Genomic DNA, 19,530 nt, shown 5'->3' with positions numbered 1-19,530 from the left:
GAGTCAGTCCTCACGGCTGCCCCGGCATCGTACGCGGTGCCGGGGCAGCCGCGTTCCCCGGCCCGGCACGCTCGCCGGGCCCGACCCGCCCGCCGGGACCGGTGCGCCCGCCGCACCGCGGTCCCCGCCGCGCCGTCACCGCTTGACGGCGCACAGCAGCCCGTCGCCGACCGGCAGCAGCGAGGAGACCAGCTCCTGGCTCTCGCGCACCGTGCGCAGCAGCTCGCGCAGCCGCAGCACCTCCGAGGGCTGCGGCCCCGAGCCGACCGTACGGCCGCTCGCGAAGACCCCCTCGAAGACCACCAGGCCGCCGGCGCGCAGCAGCCGCAGCGACTCGGCGAGGTACTCCGGGTACTCGTGCCGGTCCCCGTCGCAGAACACGAGGTCGTAGCCCGCGTCCGCGAGCCGGGGCAGCACCTCCAGGGCGCGGCCGGGGATGAAGCGGGCCCGGTTGCTGGCGAAGCCGCAGGCGCGGAACGCCTGCCGGGCGAACTGCTGGTGCTCCGGCTCCGGATCGACCGTGGTCAGCACCCCGTCCGGGCGCATGCCGTGCAGCAGATGGATTCCGGACACCCCGCAGCCCGTGCCGATCTCCGCGACCGCCTTCGCGTCCACGGAGGCGGCGAGCAGGCGCAGCGCGGAACCCGTGCCGGGCGACACCGAGCGCAGTCCTGCGTCGAGGGCGCGGTCGCGGGCCCACAGCAGTGCTTCGTCCTCGGCGGCAAAGGCGTCGGCGAAAGCCGAGCTCGTCTGCCGGTTGCCGGTAATGACCCTCTCCTGTCGTCCCCATGGATGCCTCGGCGTGACTGTATCCGTTGGCGTCGGGAACCCGCAGATGGGACCGGGCGTTTAGAAGGAAGAGACAGGGCTGGGGACGCTTCGGGGGGCGAGAGGTGGAGCAGAGCACCGCACAAGTGCTGACGCAGCGGCGCGAGCCGCACCAGCGAGTACCAAATTCTCGTAAAAACGCTTATCCGGAGCTAACGGGCGAGGTGGCTATGGTAGGGGCTCCACTGGACACCACCAGAGCCGACAGGGGAGGTGCGGCCACGCCCGAGGACCGGGGCGGAGTGCTACGGCGCTTCCTCGGATCGGCGGGCAGGCCGAAATCCGTGACCGACACCGCTGCTGACAGCCACGCCACCGGCTCCGCCGTGCGCGACACCCAGACCGCGACCTTCACCAGTGACGCGGACGGGCAGGCGTGGACCCCGCCCACCTGGGACGAGATCGTCAGCACCCACAGCGCCCGCGTCTACCGCCTGGCCTACCGCCTCACCGGCAATCAGCACGACGCCGAGGACCTCACCCAGGAAGTGTTCGTCCGCGTCTTCCGCTCCCTGTCGACGTACTCGCCGGGCACCTTCGAGGGCTGGCTGCACCGCATCACCACGAACCTCTTCCTGGACATGGTCCGGCGCAAGCAGCGCATCCGTTTCGACGCCCTCGGCGAGGACGCGGCCGAGCGCCTGGCCAGCCGCGAACCCACCCCCCAACAGCTGTTCAACGACGCGCACTTCGACGCCGACGTCCAGCAGGCCCTGGACACCCTCGCGCCCGAGTTCCGCGCGGCCGTCGTCCTGTGCGACATCGAGGGGCTGTCGTACGAGGAGATCGCCGCGACCCTCGGCGTGAAGCTCGGCACCGTCCGCTCCCGTATCCACCGCGGCCGCTCCCAGCTCCGCAAGGCCCTCGCGCACCGCTCCCCGGAGGCCCGCGCGGCCGAGCGGCGCTCGTTCATGGCACGGGTCCCCGCACTGGGGGGAGGGGGCGCGACGGCGTGAGCGGATCACGGCAGAATCCGGCCGAGGCACACCTCGCCGAGCAGCATCTGGGAGACCGGCTCTCCGCCCTGGTGGACGGAGAGCTCGGCCATGACACGCGCGAACGCGTCCTCGCCCACCTGGCCACCTGCGCCCGCTGCAAGGCGGAGGCGGACGCCCAGCGCGCGCTGAAAAGCGTGTTCGCGACGGCGGCCCCGCCCCCGCCCTCCGCGAGCCTGCTGGCCCGCCTCCAGGGCCTGCCCGGCGGCGGCGACGGCGAGCCCGGCGGGCTGGTCGGGCCCGGCCCCGAGACCCGGACCCCAGGCGACCCGGACACCTTCGGCATGCGCCGGGGCTTCTCCTTCGGCTATGTCCCGGCGCGCGCACAGGGCCCCGGCCCCGAGCGGAGCGACGTCCACCGGGAGCCCCGTTTCCGCGGGGAGAACGGTTTCGGCGGACCGGGCGGCCCCCTCGGCGAGGGCGGCTTCCGCATCCATCCCGTCGGCCGCCCGGACGACGGCCGCTCCGCCTCCCGCGGACTGCGCTTCGCCTTCGCCGCCGCCGGAGCGGTGTCACTGGCCGCGGTCGCCCTCGGCGGCGTCACCACCGCCATCCCCGGCTACCCGGCCGCCGACGCCCGCGGCACCGGCAGCAATGTGATCCCGGCCCGCACCACGGGCACCGGCGGCGCGGGCGCGACGACGTCCGCCGACGCCCAGCGCCGCCGGCAGGGCCCGCAGGCGGCCCAGGGCGGCGGGGCGCTGCTCGGGCGTACGTCACCGCCGCCGGCCGCCGTGGCCGCGCCGCTGGTGCCGGGCGCGCCGGACACCCCGGCCGGGCAGTCCCAGGGCACCGGAGGCCGCGTGGTGGGCCCGCTGATGGCGGGCATCAACGCCGTCACCCCACTGATACGCCCGCTGGACAAGGCCATGGACCTGCCGCTGAGCAAGTGGTCCACGGCGCCCATGATCCCCGGCATGCTGACCGGCACCGGCCCGCAGCCGGCCCCGCGCGCCCCCCTGCGTTCCGCCGCGTCCTCGGCCCCGCTGGCGTCACCGCTGGCGGCTCCGGTCACGCCCGGCCCGACGCCCTGAGCCGGGCATTACGGGCCGCTCCGCGCCACGGCCCGCGACCTGGTTGAATCCGGCCAGGTAGTCGATGTTCCGGGGCCGCCGCCCGTGCGCGGGGCCCCGGTCAGCTTGGGGAGAGCATGAACGAGGGGAACCGCGTTCCGCCGGGGGCGGAGCCGGACGGAGCGGCGGGGGCCGGGCCGATGCCGGACGGCGACTTCGAACTGGCCAGGCCGGAGCGCCCCACGCCGTTGCACGAACCGGACCCCTACAGCACCCCGCCGTACGGCGAACCGGGCCCCTGGGCCCCCGCCCCACCGGTCCAGCACCCGGCGGCGGCACCGGCACCGGGGACCGCCGCCCCCGCACCACCGGCCCCGGCGCCGATACCCGCCCCCACGCCGCCTACAGCCCACCCGCCGATACCCGCGCCCTCCGTACCCGCAGCCGCGCCGACACCCGCGCCCGTCGCGGCCCCGTCCGCTCCCGGACCCGTCGCACCCCCCGCGCTCGCGCCCTCGGTGCCCGCACCCGCGCACCGGTCCCAGGCCGACCCCTGGCGGCGCTACCACCCCCGGGCCGCGGTGCCGCTCCAGGGGCCCGGTGCCGTGCCTCTGGAGCGTTCGGGAGGGCCCGGCCGGCGGCGCCGCATGGGCGGATGGACGCTCGTCGTCGTCCTGGTCGCGGCCGCGGTCGGCGGGCTCGTCGGGGGCTGTGTCGAGCGCGAGGCACTCGGCGGCGACGCGCGGACGGCGCAGGCCGGAAGCGTGCCGGCCGGGCGGGCGCCGGACAGCGCGGCCGGGATCGCCGCCCGCGCCCTGCCCGGCGTCGTCACCCTGCATGTCGCCGGCACCGACGAGGAGGACACCGGCACCGGCTTCGTGCTGGACGACCGCGGGCACATCCTCACCAACAACCATGTCGTCGCGCCCGCCGCCTCCGGCGGCCGGATATCCGCGACCTTCAGCGACGGGACCTCCGCCAAGGCCACCGTCGTCGGCCGGGACAGCGGTTACGACCTCGCCGTGGTGCAGGTCAGCGGCGTGCACGGGCTCACCCCGCTGGCCCTCGGCAACTCCGACGACGTCCGGGTCGGCGACCCCGTCGTCGCCATCGGCGCCCCCTTCGACCTGGCCGACACCGTCACCGCGGGCATCATCAGCGCCAAGGAGCGGCCCATCACCGCGGGCGGCGAGGAGAGCGACGGCAGCGATGTGTCGTACGTGGACGCCCTGCAGACCGACGCGCCGATCAATCCCGGCAACTCCGGCGGTCCGCTGCTCGACTCCCGAGCCCGTGTCATCGGCATCAACTCCGCCATCCGCTCCGCCGACAACGGCTCCGCGACCGGGAGCGGTCAGGCCGGCTCCATCGGCCTGGGCTTCGCCATACCGGTCAACCAGGCCAAGCGCGTCGCCGGGGAACTGATCGCCGACGGCCATGCCACCCACCCCGTCATCGGCGTCGACCTCGACATGGGCTACACCGGCGACGGCGCCCGCGTCGACAGCCGGGCCCCGGACGGCGGCCCCGCCGTGGTCCGGGGCGGTCCGGCCGAGCGGGCCGGGCTCAGGCCGGGCGACGTGATCATCGGGGTGGACGGCGAGCGGGTGCACACCGCGGCGGAGCTGATCGTCAGGATCCGCGCCCACCGGCCCGGCGACCGGCTGAGCCTGACGGTCGAACGCGGCGGGGCCCCGCGGGACGTCTCACTCGTCCTGGGCACCGCGGAGCAGAACTGACACAAGTCTCACCTCGGGACGGTACCGGTCGGACCAGAACGCCGGGTACCGTTGAGCGACCGAGGACATCGCAAGGAGCGTCAGGTGTTCAATGACATAGGGCCAATGGAGCTACTGACGATCATCGTCATCGCGGTGCTCGTGTTCGGCCCGGACAAGCTCCCCAAGGTCATCCAGGATGTCACCCGGACGATCCGGAAGATCCGCGAGTTCTCGGAGAGCGCGAAGCAGGACATCCGCAGCGAGCTGGGGCCCGAGTTCAAGGACTTCGACTTCGAGGACCTGAACCCCAAGACGTTCCTGCGCAAGCAGCTCGGCAACGAGGATCTGGGCCTCCAGGAGATCCGCAACGGCTTCGACCTGAAGAAGGAGATGGCCGAACTCACCGACGCGGTGAACGGCCGTGACACCGGTTCCCCGGCCGCCTCCTCGGACTCCTCGCCGTCCGCGCCGGCCACCGGCGGGAAGATCGACATGACCAAGAAGCCGGAGGAGTCCGGCAAGGACGACCGGCCGCCGTTCGACTTCGACGCCACCTGAGCCGCATCCGCCCCGCCCGACGCCCCGACACGCCTGCGTGACACGCGTCATAGCGCGCGCCCGCCTCGAACGGCGTGAACAGGCCGTTCGAGGGACCCGGTGATCCAGTGCCTGCCCGGCGGCTCTCAGCGGTGTGGATATGCTGCCGAGTTGTTGTGCGGACCGGACGAGTACGCCCGAAGGGGGGCGGGCCGTCGCTTCGGTCCGACGAGCGCGAGGAGGCGTCCGGGCAGATGGAGACGACGAGTCGGGTGGGCGCGACGGCGCCGGCCACGGAGGGCGGACAGGGTCTCGCCGCCGACCGCGGCACGGTCGACGGTTACCTGCGGGCGCCCTTCCCCTGGTACGGGCTCGACGAGGCGTTCACGGGGCCGCGCTGGCTGATGCAGGTCGGCATGGCCTCCGACGGGGCCGTGGAGCACGGGTCGATCGGGCACGGCGACACGCCGTCCGTGCTGCACGACGGCGTTTCCGCCGAGCCCAGGGAGAAGTTCACGGCCGTGGTGACGGTCGCGGCGCATCCGTCCCGGCGGGTGGCCGACGGCTCGGGGATGCTGGAGGCGACGTCCGTGTCGTCGGCGGCGTGGCTCGCGGGCGTCGGGCTGCTGTCCTTCACCTGGCCGGGCCAGATGGACCACGCGCTGCGGGACGACTGGCTGGCGCAGCAGACCGAGGCGGCCTGGGAACTGGCCGACGATCTCGACGGGCCGGAGTGGTCCAGGCTCTCGCTGCCGGTGGACGGGGTGGCCGCGTCCTTCCATTACCGGGAGTCGGAGTTCGGCTGGGTGCTCGCCGGGACCACGGACGCGGGGGTGCATCTCGGGGCGTACGGGCGGGGGATGAGCGCGTACGGGCTGGGATTCGCCGTGGTGCAGGACATCTCCGCGTACGTATGACGGGCGCGTCCGTATGACAAAGGGGCGCCGGTGGTTATCGGCGCCCCTCTCCGTGCCGTGCGGCTCAGAACTTGTTCTTCGGGGTCAGCCCCAGCGACATGCCCGACAGGCCGCGCTGGCGGCCGCCCAGCTTGCCCGCGATGGAGCGCAGGGCGGCGCCCGCAGGGGAGTCGGGGTCGGTCAGCACGACCGGCTTGCCCTCGTCGCCGCCCTCGCGCAGCCGGACGTCGATGGGGATGGAGCCGAGGACCGGGACGCTCGTGCCCGTCGTACGGGTGAGGCCGTCGGCGACCAACTGGCCGCCGCCCGTGCCGAAGACGTCGACCATCTCGCCGCAGTGCGGGCAGGGCAGCCCGGACATGTTCTCGACCACGCCGACGATCTTCTGGTGGGTCTGCACCGCGATGGAACCCGCGCGCTCGGCCACCTCGGCGGCCGCCTGCTGCGGGGTCGTGACGACCAGGATCTCGGCGTTCGGGACCAGCTGGGCCACGGAGATCGCGATGTCGCCGGTGCCGGGCGGCAGGTCGAGCAGCAGGACGTCCAGGTCGCCCCAGTACACGTCGGCCAGGAACTGCTGGAGCGCGCGGTGCAGCATCGGGCCGCGCCAGACGACCGGCGCGTTGCCCGGCGTGAACATGCCGATCGAGATGACCTTCACGCCGTTCGCCGACGGCGGCATGATCATGTTCTCGACCTGGGTGGGACGGCCCTGCGCGCCCAGCATGCGCGGCACCGAGTGGCCGTAGATGTCGGCGTCCACCACGCCCACCTTGAGACCGTCGGCCGCCATCGCCGCCGCGAGGTTCACCGTGACCGAGGACTTGCCGACGCCGCCCTTGCCGGAGGCGACCGCGTAGACACGCGTGAGGTTGCCCGGCTTGGCGAAGGGGACCTCTCGCTCGGCCTGGCCGTCCCGCAGGGCCGCCGCCAGTTCCCTGCGCTGCTCGTCGCTCATCACGTCGAGCGTGACGTCCACACGGGTGACGCCCTCGACACGCGAGACCGCCTCGGTGACCCGCTGGGTGATGGTGTCGCGCATGGGACAGCCGGAGACCGTCAGGTACACGGTGACCGCGACCGCGCCGTCCTCCCCGATCTCCACCGATTTGACCATCCCCAGCTCGGTGATGGGGCGGTTGATCTCGGGGTCGTTCACCGTCGCCAGTGCCTCGCGCACCGCGTCTTCCGTAGCCATAAGGACGATGGTACGGCGCGCCGAGGGCCCTGCGGGTAGCCCCTCAGCGGTCGTCTGCGTCACGTCCCGGCGGGCGTTCCGTCCGTTCCGCCGGGAATACGACCGGGCCGCCGTGGCCGGCCCGTTCCTCCATCTCCTTGAGCATGTCCTGCAGCTCGGCCCGGATCCAGTCGCGGGTGGCGACCTCGCCGAGGCCGATGCGCAGCGCGGCGATCTCCCGCGTGAGGTACTCGGTGTCCGCGATGGACCGCTCGTTCTGCTTGCGGTCCTGCTCCAGGTTGACCCGGTCGCGGTCGTCCTGCCGGTTCTGCGCGAGCAGGATCAGCGGGGCGGCGTAGGACGCCTGGAGGGACAGGGCCAGGGTCAGGAAGATGAACGGGTACTCGTCGAACCGCAGATGGCCGGGCACGCTCACGTTCCACACCACCCAGGCGATGATGACGATCGTCATCCAGACGATGAAGCGTCCCGTGCCGAGGAAGCGGGCGATGCGCTCCGACAGCCGGCCGAAGGCCTCCGGGTCCCACTCGGGCAGGAACCGGCGCCGGGGCGGCCTCGGCTGGTCGAGCCGGGGCGTGCGCGGGCGGCCGGCGGCCGTGGCACCGGTGGGCGTGCGCTCGCGGGTGCTGTCGCGCTCAGCGGGCATCGCCGGCCCCCTTGTCGTCCGCGGGGCTCTCCGCCAGGTGGAACTCGGTCTCGCGCCAGTCTTCGGGCAGCATGTGGTCCAGTACGTCGTCGACGGTCACCGCGCCCAGCAGCGACCCGGCCTCGTCCACCACGGGCGCCGCCACCATGTCGTAGGTGGCGAAGAACCCGGCGATCACCGGCAGCGAGGCGTCCGGGGACAGCGGCTGGAGATCGTCGTCCAGGAGCGAACTGACCAGGGTGTACGGGGGATCGCGCAGCAGCCGCTGGAAGTGGGCGGTGCCCAGGTACTTGCCGGTCGGCGTCTCGTCCGGCGGCCGGCAGACGTAGACCTGGGCGGCGAGCGCGGGGGAGAGGTCGGGGTTGCGGACGCGGGCGAGCGCGTCGGCGACGGTGGCGTCCGGGCGCAGCACGATCGGTTCGGTGGTCATCAGACCGCCGGCGGTGTGCTCCTCGTACGACATCAGGCGCCGCATGTCGGCCGCGTCGCCGGGCTGCATGAGGCTCAGCAGCCGCTCCTTGTCCTCCTCCGGCAGCTCGGAGAGCAGGTCGGCCGCGTCGTCCGGGTCCATGGCCTCCAGGACGTCGGCCGCGCGCTCCTCCTGGAGCTTGCCGAGGATCTCGATCTGGTCGTCCTCCGGCAGCTCCTCCAGGACGTCGGCGAGCCGGTCGTCGTCCAGGGCGGCGGCGACCTCGGCGCGCCGCTTGGGGGAGAGGTGGTGCAGCACGTTGGCGAGGTCGGCGGGGCGCAGCTGCTCGAAGGTGGCGAGCAGGTTCTCGGCGCCCTGCCCGTGCTCCTCCAGGGAGAACCCGGAGACGGCGGACCAGTCCACGGTCAGCGTCTCGCCCTTGACCCGGCGGAAGGCGCTGCCCTTCCTGCCCTTGCGCACGAAGACGCGGTCGATCTCCCAGTCCCGGCGCGCGGGCAGCTGCTGCACGGACATGTCGAGGACGGTGGCCTCCTCGCCGGTCTCCACCAGGGTGACCCGCCGGTCCAGCAGCTCGCCGAAGACCAGGCGCTCGGTGGGCCGCTGTTCGAAGCGGCGGACGTTCATGACGCCGGTGCTGATGACCTGCCCGGACTCGATGCCGCTGATCCGGGTCATGGGCAGGAAGATGCGGCGCCGGGTGGACAGTTCGACGACGAGGCCGAGCACGCGCGGGGGTCTCCTGCCCACGCGCAGCATCACGACGAGATCGCGTACGCGGCCCACCTGGTCGCCGTTGGGATCGAAGACGGGGACCCCGGCGAGGTGCGAGACGAAGATCCGGGGGGCTCCGGCTGCCATGGTTCTGCTTCCTTGTCAGGGAACGTGCGGACGAGGTGTGCGACGAGGGTTTACATCGGACTGGGCGAAGTCGTGTACGACAGGGATTGCTTTTGTCGGTGAATTGCTCGGATTTGCCCGCACGGTTGCGCTTCAGGCTAGCCCGTACCGGTCGGATACGCCCTGGTGGGGGGTCCGGACGGACGGGCTCCGCCGGGTGGCCGGGGCCCCGGTACGCTGCGGTACGCCGCTGCAGGAACCGTCGGAAAGGCGACCTCACCCGTGACTGCGATTCCCCCCGGCCGTACCCGCCCGGTGACCGCGCTGTGCGCGCTGGCCGTGACGGGCGCGGTGGTGCTGACCGGATGCGGCGGCGATCCGGACGCGGGCACGAACGGGGTCGGCAAGCTGTCCGCCGACAGGATCCAGGCGCGGACCCGGTCGGCGGCACAGACGGCTTCGGCGGTCCGGCTCTCCGGGACCGTGGTGACCAGCGGCGTCACGTACCGGCTCGACATGCGGCTCAAGGACGACGGCGGCACCGGCTCGGTGACCTCCGGCGCCGATACGTTCAGGCTGCTGCGGGTCGGCACGCAGCTGTACCTGAAGGCCGACGCGGCTTTCTGGGCGCAGGCGGACGGCAAGGGCGACGGGAGCGGGGGCGGCGGAGGGGCCGCGGCCAAGCTCGACGGCAAGTACGTGAAGGTCCCGCAGCAGGACCCCGCGTACCGGAAGTTCAGCGGCTTCACGGACAAGGACGTCCTCCTCTCGGGTCTGCTGACACTGCACGGCTCACTGGCGACCGACGGCCGGCACAGCGAGGCGGGTACCCCGACGGTCCGGATCACCGGCGACCACGGTGCGGGCGGCACCCTCGACGTCTCCCTCAAGGGCAGCCCCTACCCCCTGGCCCTCACCCGCGCGGGCAACGCGGGCACGCTCCGCTTCTCCGAGTGGGGCAGGAACTTCACCGTCACCGAGCCCGCGGACTCCGAGACGGTGGACTACGGACAGCAGCTGCCGGCGTCGTAGCCACGACGGAGCGGACCGGCTGCCGGATCTGCTCGGTGCCCGCGTCAGCGGCCCTTGCGGCGTTTGGCGAGGAGCTTCGGGAGGGCGGCCGGGACCGGGCGGCGGGTGGTCGCCGGGGTCGGCACCGGTCTCTGCGCCAGATCCCCGTCGGGCAACGCGGCCACCGCACCCGTGGGCGCCAGCCGCAGCACCCGGCACTCGCCCGCCCAGCGCTCCGTCATCCGCTCGGCGTCGGGGGCGTTCAGCCGCTTGCCCTTCAGCTCGGCGACCGCCGCCTCCCACTCCGGCGTACCGGCCGCCAGCTCGCTCACCGCGGCCGTGAAGGAGACCAGCCGGCCCCCCTTGTCCTTGCTGCGCACGGTCACCTCGGCGGCGCCCCCGTCGGCCAGCCCCGCGAGCGGCTGCTCGCCGGGCCCGTCGCCGACCAGGCACACCGCGCCCTCGTGCCACACATGCCACACGGCGCGCGGGGCGGACGCGTCCGCGCCCCGCACCCACAGCAGGCCGGACTTCTTCGCGGCCTCCTCGATGAGAGCCCTTTCGAGCAGCTCGCCAGTCATGCGTCCACCCTATCCACGCCGCTCACAGCCACCCGTTGCGCTTCAGCACCCGGTGGATGCCGACACACACGGCGACCGTGAAGGTCAGCACCATGGGGTAGCCGTACTTCCAGTGCAGTTCCGGCATGTGCTCGAAGTTCATCCCGTACACACCGGTCACCATCGTCGGTACCGCGATGATCGCGGCCCACGCGGTGATCTTCCGCATGTCCTCGTTCTGCGCCACGGACGCCTGCGCGAGGTTGGCCTGGAGGATGGAGTTGAGCAGCTCGTCGAAGCCGACGACCTGCTCGTGCACGCGGGCGACATGGTCGGCGACGTCCCGGAAGTACTTCTGGATGTCCGGGTCGATCAGCCGCATCGGCCGCTCGCTGAGCAGCTGCATGGGCCGCAGCAGCGGCGCCACCGCCCGCTTGAACTCCATGACCTCGCGCTTGAGTTGGTAGATCCGCGCGGAGTCCACACCGCGCGAGACCCCGCCCCGGCCGGGGGAGAAGACCTCGGTCTCCACCTCGTCGATGTCGTCCTGCACCGCGTCCGTCACCGCGATGTACCCGTCCACCACGTGGTCCGCGATCGCGTGCAGCACCGCCGAGGGGCCCTTGGCGAGCAGCTCCGGATCGTCCTGGAGCCGGTGCCGCAGCGCCCGCAGCGAGCCCTGGCCGCCGTGCCGCACGGTGATGAAGAAGTCCCGGCCGGTGAAGCACATCACCTCGCCGGTCTCCACCACCTCGCTGTTCGCGGTCAGTTGGTCGTGCTCGACGTAGTGGATGGTCTTGAAGACGGTGAACAGCGAGTCGTCGTAGCGCTCCAGCTTCGGCCGCTGGTGCGCCTGCACCGCGTCCTCGACGGCCAGCGGATGCAGCCCGAACTCGCCCGCGATTCCGGCGAATTCGGCCTCCGTCGGTTCGTGCAGCCCGATCCACACGAAGCCGCCGTCGCGCCGCACCAGACGCATCGCCTCCTGCGGGGTCAGCGGCTTCTCGCTCGTGAGGCGCCGACCGTCGCGGTAGACGGCGCAGTCGACCACGGCGGACCGGGTGGCGGGGTCGCGCGTGGTGTCGTACGGCGCGGACGGCGTGCTCGTGGCCTTGCGCAGCGAGACGCGGGACGGACGGACCACGGCGCGCAGGTCGCGGATCATCGACATGGGCAGGCTCCTTCGCGACAGGCAGCGAAAGACCGCCGAAAACGGGTGGAACTACCCGGAATGAGGACGTCCTCCGGAGATTTCCCCGGCCGGGGCGGGGGAAGGACGTTTGGCTCGTCCACAAAGCGGGGAGCACCGCACCGTCGCGGTGGCGATTTCGCTGCTGATGCAGAACTGATGCAGATCAGGCAAAGCGAGACGAAGTGCTCTTCCGAACAGTGACGCGCACGGGAAGGCGGTAGCCGGCCAGAAGGGAAACCGGTCAGTGGCTACGACAGCCAGTGACTACATTCAGCGGCCGAAAGAGCGAGTGGTACTACCAGGTCGACTTCGATCCATGACAGCCCCACCTCCTCCGGCCGGTCCCTCGTAAGGGAGTTCCCAGGGTTCCGGGGCACCATCAGCGCGCCGCCCCTAACCACCGGCTCAGAGTACCAGCCGCCCTCGCTGTCAAGGTGCCGCTTTGCCCGTCGGTGACGAGTTCTATGCTCACCGCATGGTTGATGTTCTTCCTCTGGTCGAGGCACGGTTGACCACCGCGCTGGGCGCCCCGGACGCACGCGCGGCCGTCACCTTCCTCGGCACGGACCGCATCGAGGTGCTCCGCTTCACCGAGGGGGACGTCGTCCGCTACGCGACCCTCGGCATGTCCGCGCACCCCATGAGCGATCCCACCGCGCTGGTCACCGATCCGCTCAGGGGACCCCGCGCCGAACTGGTCCTGTCCGTGCGCGCGGGCGTCGCCGACACCGACAAGGTGCTCCGCCCGCTCGCCGTACTCGCCGCCTCCCCGCAGGTCGAGGGGCTGATCGTGGCGCCCGGCGCCGCCCTGGACGTGGGCGATCCGCTGTGGCCCGGCGCCCCCTTCACCTCGGTCCTGGTGGGCGAGGGCGGCGGCCTGGTCGAGGATCTGGAGCTGGACGAGCCGCTGGAGCCCGTACGGTTCCTGCCGCTGCTGCCGATGACCCCGAACGAGGCCGCCTTCAAGCGCGTGCAGGGTGCCCAGGCCCTCCAGGAGCGGTGGCTGGCACACGGCACGGACCTGCGGGATCCTGTCCGCAGGTCCGTACCGCTGCAGTGAGCAAGCTCACCGCGCCACACGTCAGTTGGCGAAGACCGTGACGCCGTCCTCGGTGGCGTGCCGGGGTGCCAGCTCCGCCGCCTCGCGGGTGAGGGCGCGGCGCCGTACGACGACCACCACGGCGCCCAGCAGCGCGGTGACCGCGGCCACCGCGAACGGGACGTGGATGTCGGTCCACTCCTCGATCTTCGGCGCGAAGTAGGGCGCGGCCGCCGCGGCGAACCAGCGGACGAAGTTGTAGCCCGCGCTCGCCACCGGGCGCGGGGCGTCGGAGACGCCGAGCGCCAGCTCGGTGTAGACGGTGTTGTTCACGCCGATGAAGGCGCCGGACAGGATGGTGCAGACGATCGCGGCGGTGTGGTCGCCGTAGCCGAGCACCAGGACGTCGGCCGCGAGCAGCACCAGCGAGCCGCCGAGCACCTTCAGCGAGCCGAACCGCTCCTGCAGGCGCGGGGCGACGAGCACCGAGAAGACCGCGAGCAGCACGCCCCAGGCGAAGAACACCCCGCCGGAGCGGTACGGGGTCATGTCCAGCACGAACGGCGTGAAGGCCAGCACGGTGAAGAAGGTGTAGTTGTAGAAGAACGCCGAGACCGCCGCCGAGGCCAGACCGCCGTGGCCGAGCGCCTTGAGCGGGTCCAGGATCGAGGTCTTGCGGGCCGGCTTCGGCTGCTCCTTCAGGAACACCGTGATGCACAGGAAGCCGATCGCCATCAGCGTGGCGGTGCCGAAGAAGGGGTAGCGCCAGCTGATGTTGCCGAGGACCGCGCCGAGCAGCGGGCCGCAGGCCATGCCGAGGCCGAGCGCGGACTCGTAGAGCAGGATCGCCGCCGCGCTGCCGCCGGCCGCGGCGCCGACGATGACCGCGAGCGCGGTGGAGACGAACAGCGCGTTGCCGAGGCCCCAGCCCGCCCGGAAGCCGACCAGCTGGCCGACCGTGTCCGAGGTGCCGGCGAGACCGGCGAAGACGACCACGAAGGCGAGGCCGAGCAGCAGCGTCTTCTTGCCGCCGATCCGGCTGGAGACGAAGCCGGTCAGCAGCATCGCGACCGCGGTGATCAGGAAGTACGAGGTGAAAAGCAGGGACACCTGACTGGGTGTGGCGTCGAGGCCCTGCGCGATCGACGGCAGGATCGGGTCGACCAGGCCGATGCCCATGAAGGCGACGACGGAGGCGCCGGCCGTGGCCCAGACCGCCTTGGGCTGCCGCAGGATGCTGCCGGCTCCCGCGTCCAGGGGATCCATGTGCTTCTCCCGTTCTGCTGGATAGCGCGTAGATAGTTGGCTTATACACATACTAAGTTAGCCGTGCTAATTAATGCAAGAGGCATCTACTTTGCCCTGGTCAGGGCGCCCGGACGGGTGATCGTCCTTGACGTGGACCGGCCGGGGTAGGACCGTGGAGCCCTATGAGGGGCGAACCCAGTTGCCCGCGGTGTGGTGGCCGGGTCAGGGCTCCCGGCCTCTTCAGCGACACGTGGCAGTGCGATGTGCACGGGGCGGTGTTTCCGCTGCAGCCCGTGATCCCGCCCAGCGTCGAGGCCCTCGCTGCGGTGGCGCGGCGCACGCATGTCCCGCTGTGGATGCCGTGGCCGCTGCCGGTGGGCTGGCTTTTCACCGGGGTGGCGTACGCGGGCGACGACCGCAGCGGCGGCCGCGCGAGCGCCGTCGCCTGCTCCGGACCCGGCCCGCTCGGCGGCCCCGGCGAGCTGATCCTGGTGGCCGAGGAGATGGGCGTCGGCCTCGGCGCGCGGTACGCGGGCATCGACGGACCGGATCCGGGGCCGTACATGAACGTCGAGAAGCCGCCCCAGGCCAAGGTCCTCGCCGCCGGCCGCCCCACCCCGCTCTGGCACGTCTACCGCACCCCCGACGACCGCGCCGTCTTCGCCGGTGAGGCGCTCGGCATGTGGCTGTGGGCGGTGGTGTGGCCCGAACAGGCGGGCCTGCTCCTGTACGACGAGCTGGTGCTGACCGATCTGCGCGACGCGGGCGCCGAGCTGGACCTGGTGCCCTGCGGGGCGCTGTCGCCGCGGCTGCTGCGCCCCCAGGGGCCGTAGGAGGCGTCTTGCCGGGACGCGCCCGCCCACGTGGGCGGGCGCGCATCGTTGTAGGGGGCGCACCCCCGCCGCGGTCGTGACAGAACGGGTGTCCGGGGCGGTTATCCTGAGGTGTCCTCTTCCGTCCCCGCGGCCCGTCTGGAGTCACCGTGCGCATCGATCTGCACTGTCACTCCTCGGCATCCGACGGCACGGACACCCCCGCCGAGCTGGTGCGGGGCGCCGCCGCGGCCGGTCTGGACGTCGTCGCGCTGACCGACCACGACACCACCCGCGGCTACGCCGAGGCCATCGCCGCGCTGCCCGCCGGACTCACCCTGGTCCCCGGCGCCGAGCTGTCCTGCCGTATCGACGGCATCTCGATGCACCTGCTGGCCTACCTCTTCGACCCCGAGGAGCCCGCCCTGCTGGCCGAGCGCGAGCTGGTCCGGGACGACCGGATACCGCGGGCCAAGGGCATGGTCGCCAAGCTGAACGCGCTGGGCGTACCGGTCTCCTGGGAGCAGGTCGAGCGGATCGCCGCCGGCGGCTCGGTGGGGCGTCCGCATGTCGCCTCCGCGCTGGTCGAGCTGGGCGTGGTGGAGACGGTGAGCGACGCGTTCACCGAGGAGTGGCTCGCCGACGGCGGCCGCGCCTACATGCCGAAGCACGAGACCGACCCCTTCGAGGCGATCCGGCTGGTCAAGGCCGCCGGCGGGGTCTGCGTGTTCGCGCACCCGGCCGCCGCCAAGCGGGGCCGCACGGTCCCCGAGGCCGCGATCGCCGAGATGGCCGCGGCCGGCCTGGACGGCATCGAGGTCGACCACATGGACCACGACGACGCGGCCAGGGCCCGGCTGCGCGGCCTGGCCAAGGACCTCGGTCTGCTGGTCACCGGCTCCTCGGACTACCACGGCAGCCGCAAGACCGTCGCGCTCGGCGACTACACCACCGACCCCGAGGTGTACGGGGAGATCACCCGCCGGGCCACCGGCGCGTTCCCGGTTCCCGGAGCCGGCGGAGCCTGAGGCCGCCTCCTCGCGGCCGACGCGCGCTCACACCCTCAGTTCTTCTTCTTTCAGCAAGGCCAGTACTTCCGCATGTTCGACATCGCCGTCTTCGGCTCTCTGTTCCTGACCCTTTTTGTCATCATGGATCCCCCTGGGATCACCCCGATCTTCCTTGCCCTGACCGCGGGCCGGCCCGCGAAGGTGCAGAAGCGGATGGCGTTCCAGGCCGTCTGCGTCGCGTTCGGGGTCATCGCCGTCTTCGGCGTCCTCGGGCACCAGATCCTCGACTACCTGCACGTGTCCGTGCCGGCTCTGATGATCGCGGGTGGTCTGCTGCTCCTGCTGATCGCGCTCGACCTGCTCACCGGCAAGAACGACGAGCCGAAGGCCACCAAGGACGTCAACGTGGCCCTCGTGCCGCTCGGCATGCCGCTGCTCGCGGGGCCCGGCGCGATCGTCTCCGTCATCCTGGCCGTGCAGAAGGCCGGCAGCGTGAGCACCCAGATATCGGTGTGGGTCGCGATCCTCGCGATCCATGTGGTGCTGTGGCTGGTGATGCGCTACTCGCTGCTGATCATCCGGATCATCAAGGACGGCGGCGTGGTCCTGGTGACGCGGCTCGCGGGGATGATGCTCTCCGCCATCGCGGTGCAGCAGATCATCAACGGGATCACCCAGGTGATCCACGGAAGCTGACGCTCAGGTGATCCGGGGGGACCGGGCCGTCGTACACGGCTCGGTTCCCCCGGAAGGCTTGAGCGGGAACCCCGTTACGAGGCCGGGGTCTCGGCCGGGCGGATCCACAGGCGCTGCCCCACTGCCGCTGCCTGCTGAACGATCCGGTTGACGGAGGCGGCGTCCACGACGGTGCTGTCCACGGTGGTCCCGTCGACCTCGTCGAGTCGCATGATTTCGAAGCGCACAGGCTTCTCCCTTCGTCTGGTCATCCTCCTGCGGAGAACTGCTTGGCGCGCCGGATGCGTATCCGGCGTCGTACTGAGTGAACCCCTCCCGTGTTACAAACATTCCCTACGCTAAAGAAATTTTTCGAACGCCTAACTACCGACCGGTAAGTAGTGGTCGGTGACTGTGTGAGAACGCCTGGGACTGCGCGGGACCGGTTGTGTTCACACTGTGACGACGAGGAGAATGGGGGGCGATGAACGACGACCTGGCGCATCTCGCCACCCGTATCGACCGTACGAACGAGCTGCTGGAACGCATGCTCGCCGAGGTGGCGAAGACACCCTCGACCCACGCGATCTTCGTGGACGCCGGGTACCTGTACGCGGCCGCCGGCCGCCTGATCGCCGGGACGGAGGACCGCCGGGCCTTCGACGTGGACGCCGAGGGCCTGATCGACGCGCTGATCGACCGCGCCCGCACCGTCTTCGCGGACAGCCGGCTGCTGCGGGTCTACTGGTACGACGGCGCCCGGCGCCGCATCCACACCGCCGAGCAGCAGACCATCGCCGAACTCCCCGACGTCAAGGTCCGCCTCGGCAATCTCAACGCCAACAACCAGCAGAAGGGCGTCGATTCACTGATCCGCACGGATCTGGAGTCGCTGGCCCGGCACCGCGCCATCAGCGACGCCGCCCTGCTCGGCGGCGACGAGGACCTGGTCTCCGCGGTCGAGGCCGCCCAGGGCTACGGCGCCCGCGTGCACCTGTGGGGCATCGAGGCACCCGAGGGCCGCAACCAGGCCGAGCCGCTGCTGTGGGAGGTCGACAGCCAGCGCACCCTGGACCTGGAGTTCTTCAAGCCGTACGTCTCCCGGCGCACGGCCGCCGCCTACGAGGCCGGCACCGGGGCCCGGCCCACCCGCGAGGACGTCCGCTTCGTCGGCGCCCAGATCGCGGCGAAGTGGCTGGCCTCCCGAGGCCGCGAGGCCCTGGTCGAACTGCTGCCCGGCCACCCCTATCTGCCCGGCTCCGTCGACCAGGACCTGCTGGTCGAGGCGGAGGGCCTGCTCCAGTACTCCCTGCGCGGCCAGGCCGACCTGCGCCGGTCCCTCAGGGACGGGTTCTGGGACCACTTGCAGGCCCAGTACTAACCGGCTTCGCCCGCGGGCCCCGTCCCGTCCCAGAAGTCGGCGAGGGCGCGGGCGGTCTCCAGCGGGCGTTCGGTGTTGGGGGAGTGCTCGGTGCCCTCGATGATCGTGCGGTGCGCGCCGAGTCGTTTCGCCATGCCGTCCAGCAGGGGCACCGGCCAGGTGTCGTCGTGGGCACCGGAGACGACGTGGAACGGCAGGGCGACGGCGGCCAGTTCCGCCACCCGGTCCGGTTCCGCGCACAACTGGCGCCCGGCGGCGAGGAGTTGTGCGGGCTTGGTGCCCATCCAGCGGCGGCGCATGTCCTCCTGGATGTCCGGGGTGTCGCCCGGCTCGGGCGTCCCGGTCTGCTCGGGCGCCTCCATCTGCCGCATCGCGTCCCACACCTGCGCCATGGTCATCACGGCGAGCGCGTCCCGCAGCAGCCGTACCCGCTCCTGCTGGGACTCCGAGATCCGCGCCGGTCCCGATGCCATCAGGGTCAGCGACCGGAAGGGCGCCGGGTCCAGCAGGACGGCGGCGCGGGCGACCTGCCCGCCGAAGGAGTGGCCCAGCAGATGCACCGGCTCGCCGATCGCCGCGGCCTGTGCCAGTACGTCCGCCGCCAACTCGCCCTGCGCGTAGGCTGATTCGTCTCCCTCGGGACCGTCCGACTCGAACTGCCCGCGTCCGTCCACGGCCACGGTCCGGTACCCGCGTGCGGCCAGCGGCACGTGCAGCGGGTTGAAGTCCTCCTTGCTGCCGGTGAATCCGGGCAGCAGCAGGGCGACCCCCTTCGCCTCGACCCCCTCGGCCACCGGGGCGTCGACGACGGCGAACTCCCCGCGCGCGGTGCGCAGCGGGTACGCGCGGGCGCCGGGGGGCGGGACGAAGGTATCGGGCCTGCTCATGGGGGAGAGGTTAACCGGAGGGTGGCGGGAGAACGCCGACGGCCCGGTCCACCGAGGTGAACCGGGCCGTCAGGGCTGCGGTGCCGCCGCGCGGGCGGCGCCGGATCAGGCCTCCGGGGCCTCCGCGGCGGCCGTCGCCTTGCGGGTACGGCGGCGCGGCGTGGCCTCCGGCTCACCGGTGGCCTGCGCCGGGATCTCCGCGGTGGCCGTCTTGACGGCGGCCTTGCGGGTCCGCCGCGCCTTCGGAGCGGCGGCCTCGGTGTCCTCGGTCGGCTCGGCGGCTGCGGTGGTCTTCCGCGTGCGGCGCGGCTTGGCTTCCGCGGCCTCGGCGGTGTCCGTCGTGGCCTCGGCCTTCGCCGCGGTCTTGCGGGTGCGGCGGGGTTTGGCCTCGGCCTCGGGGGCGTCGGCCTCCGGCTTGGCGGCGGCGGTCTTGCGGGTGCGGCGCGGCTTGGCCTCGGCCTCGGCGGTCTCCGCGGTGGCCGTCTCGGCGACCGGTTCGGCGGCCTTGCGGGTCCGCCGCGCCTTCGGAGCGGCGGCCTCGGTGTCCTCGGTCGGCTCGGCGGCTGCGGTGGTCTTCCGCGTGCGGCGCGGCT

The 19,530-nt window shown here is 72.3% G+C and carries 20 protein-coding genes and 1 pseudogene; 11 read left to right on the top strand and 10 right to left on the bottom strand.

Going from position 1 to position 19,530, the window contains the following annotated elements; translation table 11 throughout:
* Window positions 1–135: 135 nt before the first annotated feature.
* Window positions 136–837, bottom strand: a complete 702-nt coding sequence (locus tag ACZ7EC_RS30725; protein WP_397987184.1) for an O-methyltransferase — start codon at window positions 835–837, stop codon at window positions 136–138.
* 233 nt (window positions 838–1,070) lie between these two features.
* Between ACZ7EC_RS30725 and sigE the strand changes: the two genes are divergently transcribed.
* The 5 genes from sigE to ACZ7EC_RS30700 all read left to right on the top strand — a co-directional run bounded on the left by sigE (window position 1,071) and on the right by ACZ7EC_RS30700 (window position 6,011).
* On the top strand, window positions 1,071–1,784 hold the full coding sequence (gene sigE / locus ACZ7EC_RS30720) for an RNA polymerase sigma factor SigE (protein WP_397984183.1): 714 nt from the start codon (window positions 1,071–1,073) through the stop codon (window positions 1,782–1,784).
* Window positions 1,781–2,857, top strand: coding sequence for a zf-HC2 domain-containing protein (locus ACZ7EC_RS30715; protein ID WP_471067819.1), 1,077 nt, complete (start codon window positions 1,781–1,783; stop codon window positions 2,855–2,857). Before sigE ends, ACZ7EC_RS30715 begins: the two co-directional genes overlap by 4 nt.
* 116 nt (window positions 2,858–2,973) lie before the next feature.
* Entirely contained in the window at window positions 2,974–4,575 is a 1,602-nt protein-coding gene (locus tag ACZ7EC_RS30710) for a S1C family serine protease (RefSeq protein WP_471067816.1), read from the top strand.
* 84 nt (window positions 4,576–4,659) lie between these two features.
* The gene (locus ACZ7EC_RS30705; protein ID WP_471067813.1) at window positions 4,660–5,115 is read left to right on the top strand and encodes a sec-independent translocase; all 456 of its coding nucleotides are present in this window, start codon (window positions 4,660–4,662) and stop codon (window positions 5,113–5,115) included.
* A gap of 233 nt (window positions 5,116–5,348) precedes the next feature.
* Window positions 5,349–6,011, top strand: coding sequence for a hypothetical protein (locus tag ACZ7EC_RS30700; protein WP_471067811.1), 663 nt, complete (start codon window positions 5,349–5,351; stop codon window positions 6,009–6,011).
* A gap of 64 nt (window positions 6,012–6,075) precedes the next feature.
* Here the strand turns inward: ACZ7EC_RS30700 and ACZ7EC_RS30695 are convergent, their stop codons facing one another.
* From ACZ7EC_RS30695 to ACZ7EC_RS30685, 3 genes are read right to left on the bottom strand one after another with little or no spacing between them, the layout of a single operon-like run.
* Entirely contained in the window at window positions 6,076–7,209 is a 1,134-nt protein-coding gene (locus ACZ7EC_RS30695) for an Mrp/NBP35 family ATP-binding protein (protein WP_471067809.1), read from the bottom strand.
* A gap of 43 nt (window positions 7,210–7,252) precedes the next feature.
* Window positions 7,253–7,855 (bottom strand): DUF1003 domain-containing protein, encoded by a 603-nt coding sequence (locus tag ACZ7EC_RS30690; protein ID WP_471067806.1) that lies wholly within the window; start codon window positions 7,853–7,855, stop codon window positions 7,253–7,255.
* Window positions 7,845–9,143 (bottom strand): magnesium transporter MgtE N-terminal domain-containing protein, encoded by a 1,299-nt coding sequence (locus ACZ7EC_RS30685; RefSeq protein WP_471067803.1) that lies wholly within the window; start codon window positions 9,141–9,143, stop codon window positions 7,845–7,847. The genes ACZ7EC_RS30690 and ACZ7EC_RS30685 overlap by 11 nt, the downstream gene beginning before the upstream one ends.
* A gap of 261 nt (window positions 9,144–9,404) precedes the next feature.
* Between ACZ7EC_RS30685 and ACZ7EC_RS30680 the strand changes: the two genes are divergently transcribed.
* Window positions 9,405–10,154, top strand: coding sequence for a hypothetical protein (locus ACZ7EC_RS30680; protein WP_471067799.1), 750 nt, complete (start codon window positions 9,405–9,407; stop codon window positions 10,152–10,154).
* A 44-nt stretch (window positions 10,155–10,198) separates the two neighbouring features.
* Here ACZ7EC_RS30680 and ACZ7EC_RS30675 read toward each other — a convergent pair whose 3' ends face one another.
* Together ACZ7EC_RS30675 and ACZ7EC_RS30670 are read right to left on the bottom strand one after the other, a co-directional pair.
* Window positions 10,199–10,714 carry a hypothetical protein gene (locus tag ACZ7EC_RS30675; protein WP_471067796.1) on the bottom strand — a complete coding sequence of 172 codons (516 nt, stop codon included), beginning with the start codon at window positions 10,712–10,714 and terminating at the stop codon, window positions 10,199–10,201.
* A gap of 22 nt (window positions 10,715–10,736) precedes the next feature.
* Complete coding sequence (locus tag ACZ7EC_RS30670; RefSeq protein ID WP_471067793.1) at window positions 10,737–11,864, bottom strand: magnesium and cobalt transport protein CorA; 1,128 nt, start codon at window positions 11,862–11,864, stop codon at window positions 10,737–10,739.
* A gap of 496 nt (window positions 11,865–12,360) precedes the next feature.
* On the opposite strand from ACZ7EC_RS30670, the gene ACZ7EC_RS30665 reads away from it, so the two are divergent.
* Complete coding sequence (locus ACZ7EC_RS30665) at window positions 12,361–12,945, top strand: suppressor of fused domain protein (protein WP_471067790.1); 585 nt, start codon at window positions 12,361–12,363, stop codon at window positions 12,943–12,945.
* 21 nt (window positions 12,946–12,966) lie between these two features.
* Here ACZ7EC_RS30665 and ACZ7EC_RS30660 read toward each other — a convergent pair whose 3' ends face one another.
* Window positions 12,967–14,190, bottom strand: a complete 1,224-nt coding sequence (locus tag ACZ7EC_RS30660; protein ID WP_471067787.1) for an MFS transporter — start codon at window positions 14,188–14,190, stop codon at window positions 12,967–12,969.
* A gap of 164 nt (window positions 14,191–14,354) precedes the next feature.
* On the opposite strand from ACZ7EC_RS30660, the gene ACZ7EC_RS30655 reads away from it, so the two are divergent.
* The 3 genes from ACZ7EC_RS30655 (at window position 14,355) to ACZ7EC_RS30645 (ending at window position 16,690) form a co-directional block, all read left to right on the top strand.
* Window positions 14,355–15,005 carry a DUF6758 family protein gene (locus tag ACZ7EC_RS30655; RefSeq protein WP_471067784.1) on the top strand — a complete coding sequence of 217 codons (651 nt, stop codon included), beginning with the start codon at window positions 14,355–14,357 and terminating at the stop codon, window positions 15,003–15,005.
* Window positions 15,006–15,154: 149 nt separating this feature from the next.
* Window positions 15,155–16,012, top strand: a complete 858-nt coding sequence (locus tag ACZ7EC_RS30650; protein WP_471067781.1) for a PHP domain-containing protein — start codon at window positions 15,155–15,157, stop codon at window positions 16,010–16,012.
* Window positions 16,013–16,084: 72 nt separating this feature from the next.
* Window positions 16,085–16,690 (top strand): MarC family protein, encoded by a 606-nt coding sequence (locus tag ACZ7EC_RS30645; RefSeq protein ID WP_111584815.1) that lies wholly within the window; start codon window positions 16,085–16,087, stop codon window positions 16,688–16,690.
* A gap of 74 nt (window positions 16,691–16,764) precedes the next feature.
* Here ACZ7EC_RS30645 and ACZ7EC_RS30640 read toward each other — a convergent pair whose 3' ends face one another.
* Window positions 16,765–16,917, bottom strand: coding sequence for a hypothetical protein (locus tag ACZ7EC_RS30640; protein WP_086805833.1), 153 nt, complete (start codon window positions 16,915–16,917; stop codon window positions 16,765–16,767).
* Window positions 16,918–17,153: 236 nt separating this feature from the next.
* On the opposite strand from ACZ7EC_RS30640, the gene ACZ7EC_RS30635 reads away from it, so the two are divergent.
* On the top strand, window positions 17,154–18,050 hold the full coding sequence (locus tag ACZ7EC_RS30635; RefSeq protein WP_471067777.1) for an NYN domain-containing protein: 897 nt from the start codon (window positions 17,154–17,156) through the stop codon (window positions 18,048–18,050).
* Here ACZ7EC_RS30635 and ACZ7EC_RS30630 read toward each other — a convergent pair.
* Both ACZ7EC_RS30630 and ACZ7EC_RS30625 read right to left on the bottom strand, forming a co-directional pair.
* Window positions 18,047–18,937, bottom strand: coding sequence for an alpha/beta fold hydrolase (locus ACZ7EC_RS30630; protein WP_471067774.1), 891 nt, complete (start codon window positions 18,935–18,937; stop codon window positions 18,047–18,049). The two genes, ACZ7EC_RS30635 and ACZ7EC_RS30630, sit on opposite strands and share 4 nt — an antisense overlap.
* A gap of 105 nt (window positions 18,938–19,042) precedes the next feature.
* Window positions 19,043–19,530: pseudogene (locus ACZ7EC_RS30625) on the bottom strand (DEAD/DEAH box helicase); the annotation flags it as partial.

The sequence above is a fragment of the Streptomyces sp. NPDC037203 genome, assembly GCF_055605065.1.
This window is presented reverse-complemented; position numbering and strand designations above follow the sequence as displayed.

Coding starts and splice junctions, on each gene's coding strand:
- ACZ7EC_RS30710 (WP_471067816.1), top strand. CDS start 2,974: ATGAACGAGGGGAACCGCGTTCCGCCGGGGGCGGAGCCGGACGGAGCG.
- ACZ7EC_RS30700 (WP_471067811.1), top strand. CDS start 5,349: ATGGAGACGACGAGTCGGGTGGGCGCGACGGCGCCGGCCACGGAGGGC.
- ACZ7EC_RS30695 (WP_471067809.1), bottom strand. CDS start 7,209: ATGGCTACGGAAGACGCGGTGCGCGAGGCACTGGCGACGGTGAACGAC.
- ACZ7EC_RS30690 (WP_471067806.1), bottom strand. CDS start 7,855: ATGCCCGCTGAGCGCGACAGCACCCGCGAGCGCACGCCCACCGGTGCC.
- ACZ7EC_RS30685 (WP_471067803.1), bottom strand. CDS start 9,143: ATGGCAGCCGGAGCCCCCCGGATCTTCGTCTCGCACCTCGCCGGGGTC.
- ACZ7EC_RS30675 (WP_471067796.1), bottom strand. CDS start 10,714: ATGACTGGCGAGCTGCTCGAAAGGGCTCTCATCGAGGAGGCCGCGAAG.
- ACZ7EC_RS30670 (WP_471067793.1), bottom strand. CDS start 11,864: ATGTCGATGATCCGCGACCTGCGCGCCGTGGTCCGTCCGTCCCGCGTC.
- ACZ7EC_RS30665 (WP_471067790.1), top strand. CDS start 12,361: ATGGTTGATGTTCTTCCTCTGGTCGAGGCACGGTTGACCACCGCGCTG.
- ACZ7EC_RS30660 (WP_471067787.1), bottom strand. CDS start 14,190: ATGGATCCCCTGGACGCGGGAGCCGGCAGCATCCTGCGGCAGCCCAAG.
- ACZ7EC_RS30655 (WP_471067784.1), top strand. CDS start 14,355: ATGAGGGGCGAACCCAGTTGCCCGCGGTGTGGTGGCCGGGTCAGGGCT.
- ACZ7EC_RS30645 (WP_111584815.1), top strand. CDS start 16,085: ATGTTCGACATCGCCGTCTTCGGCTCTCTGTTCCTGACCCTTTTTGTC.
- ACZ7EC_RS30635 (WP_471067777.1), top strand. CDS start 17,154: ATGAACGACGACCTGGCGCATCTCGCCACCCGTATCGACCGTACGAAC.
- ACZ7EC_RS30630 (WP_471067774.1), bottom strand. CDS start 18,937: ATGAGCAGGCCCGATACCTTCGTCCCGCCCCCCGGCGCCCGCGCGTAC.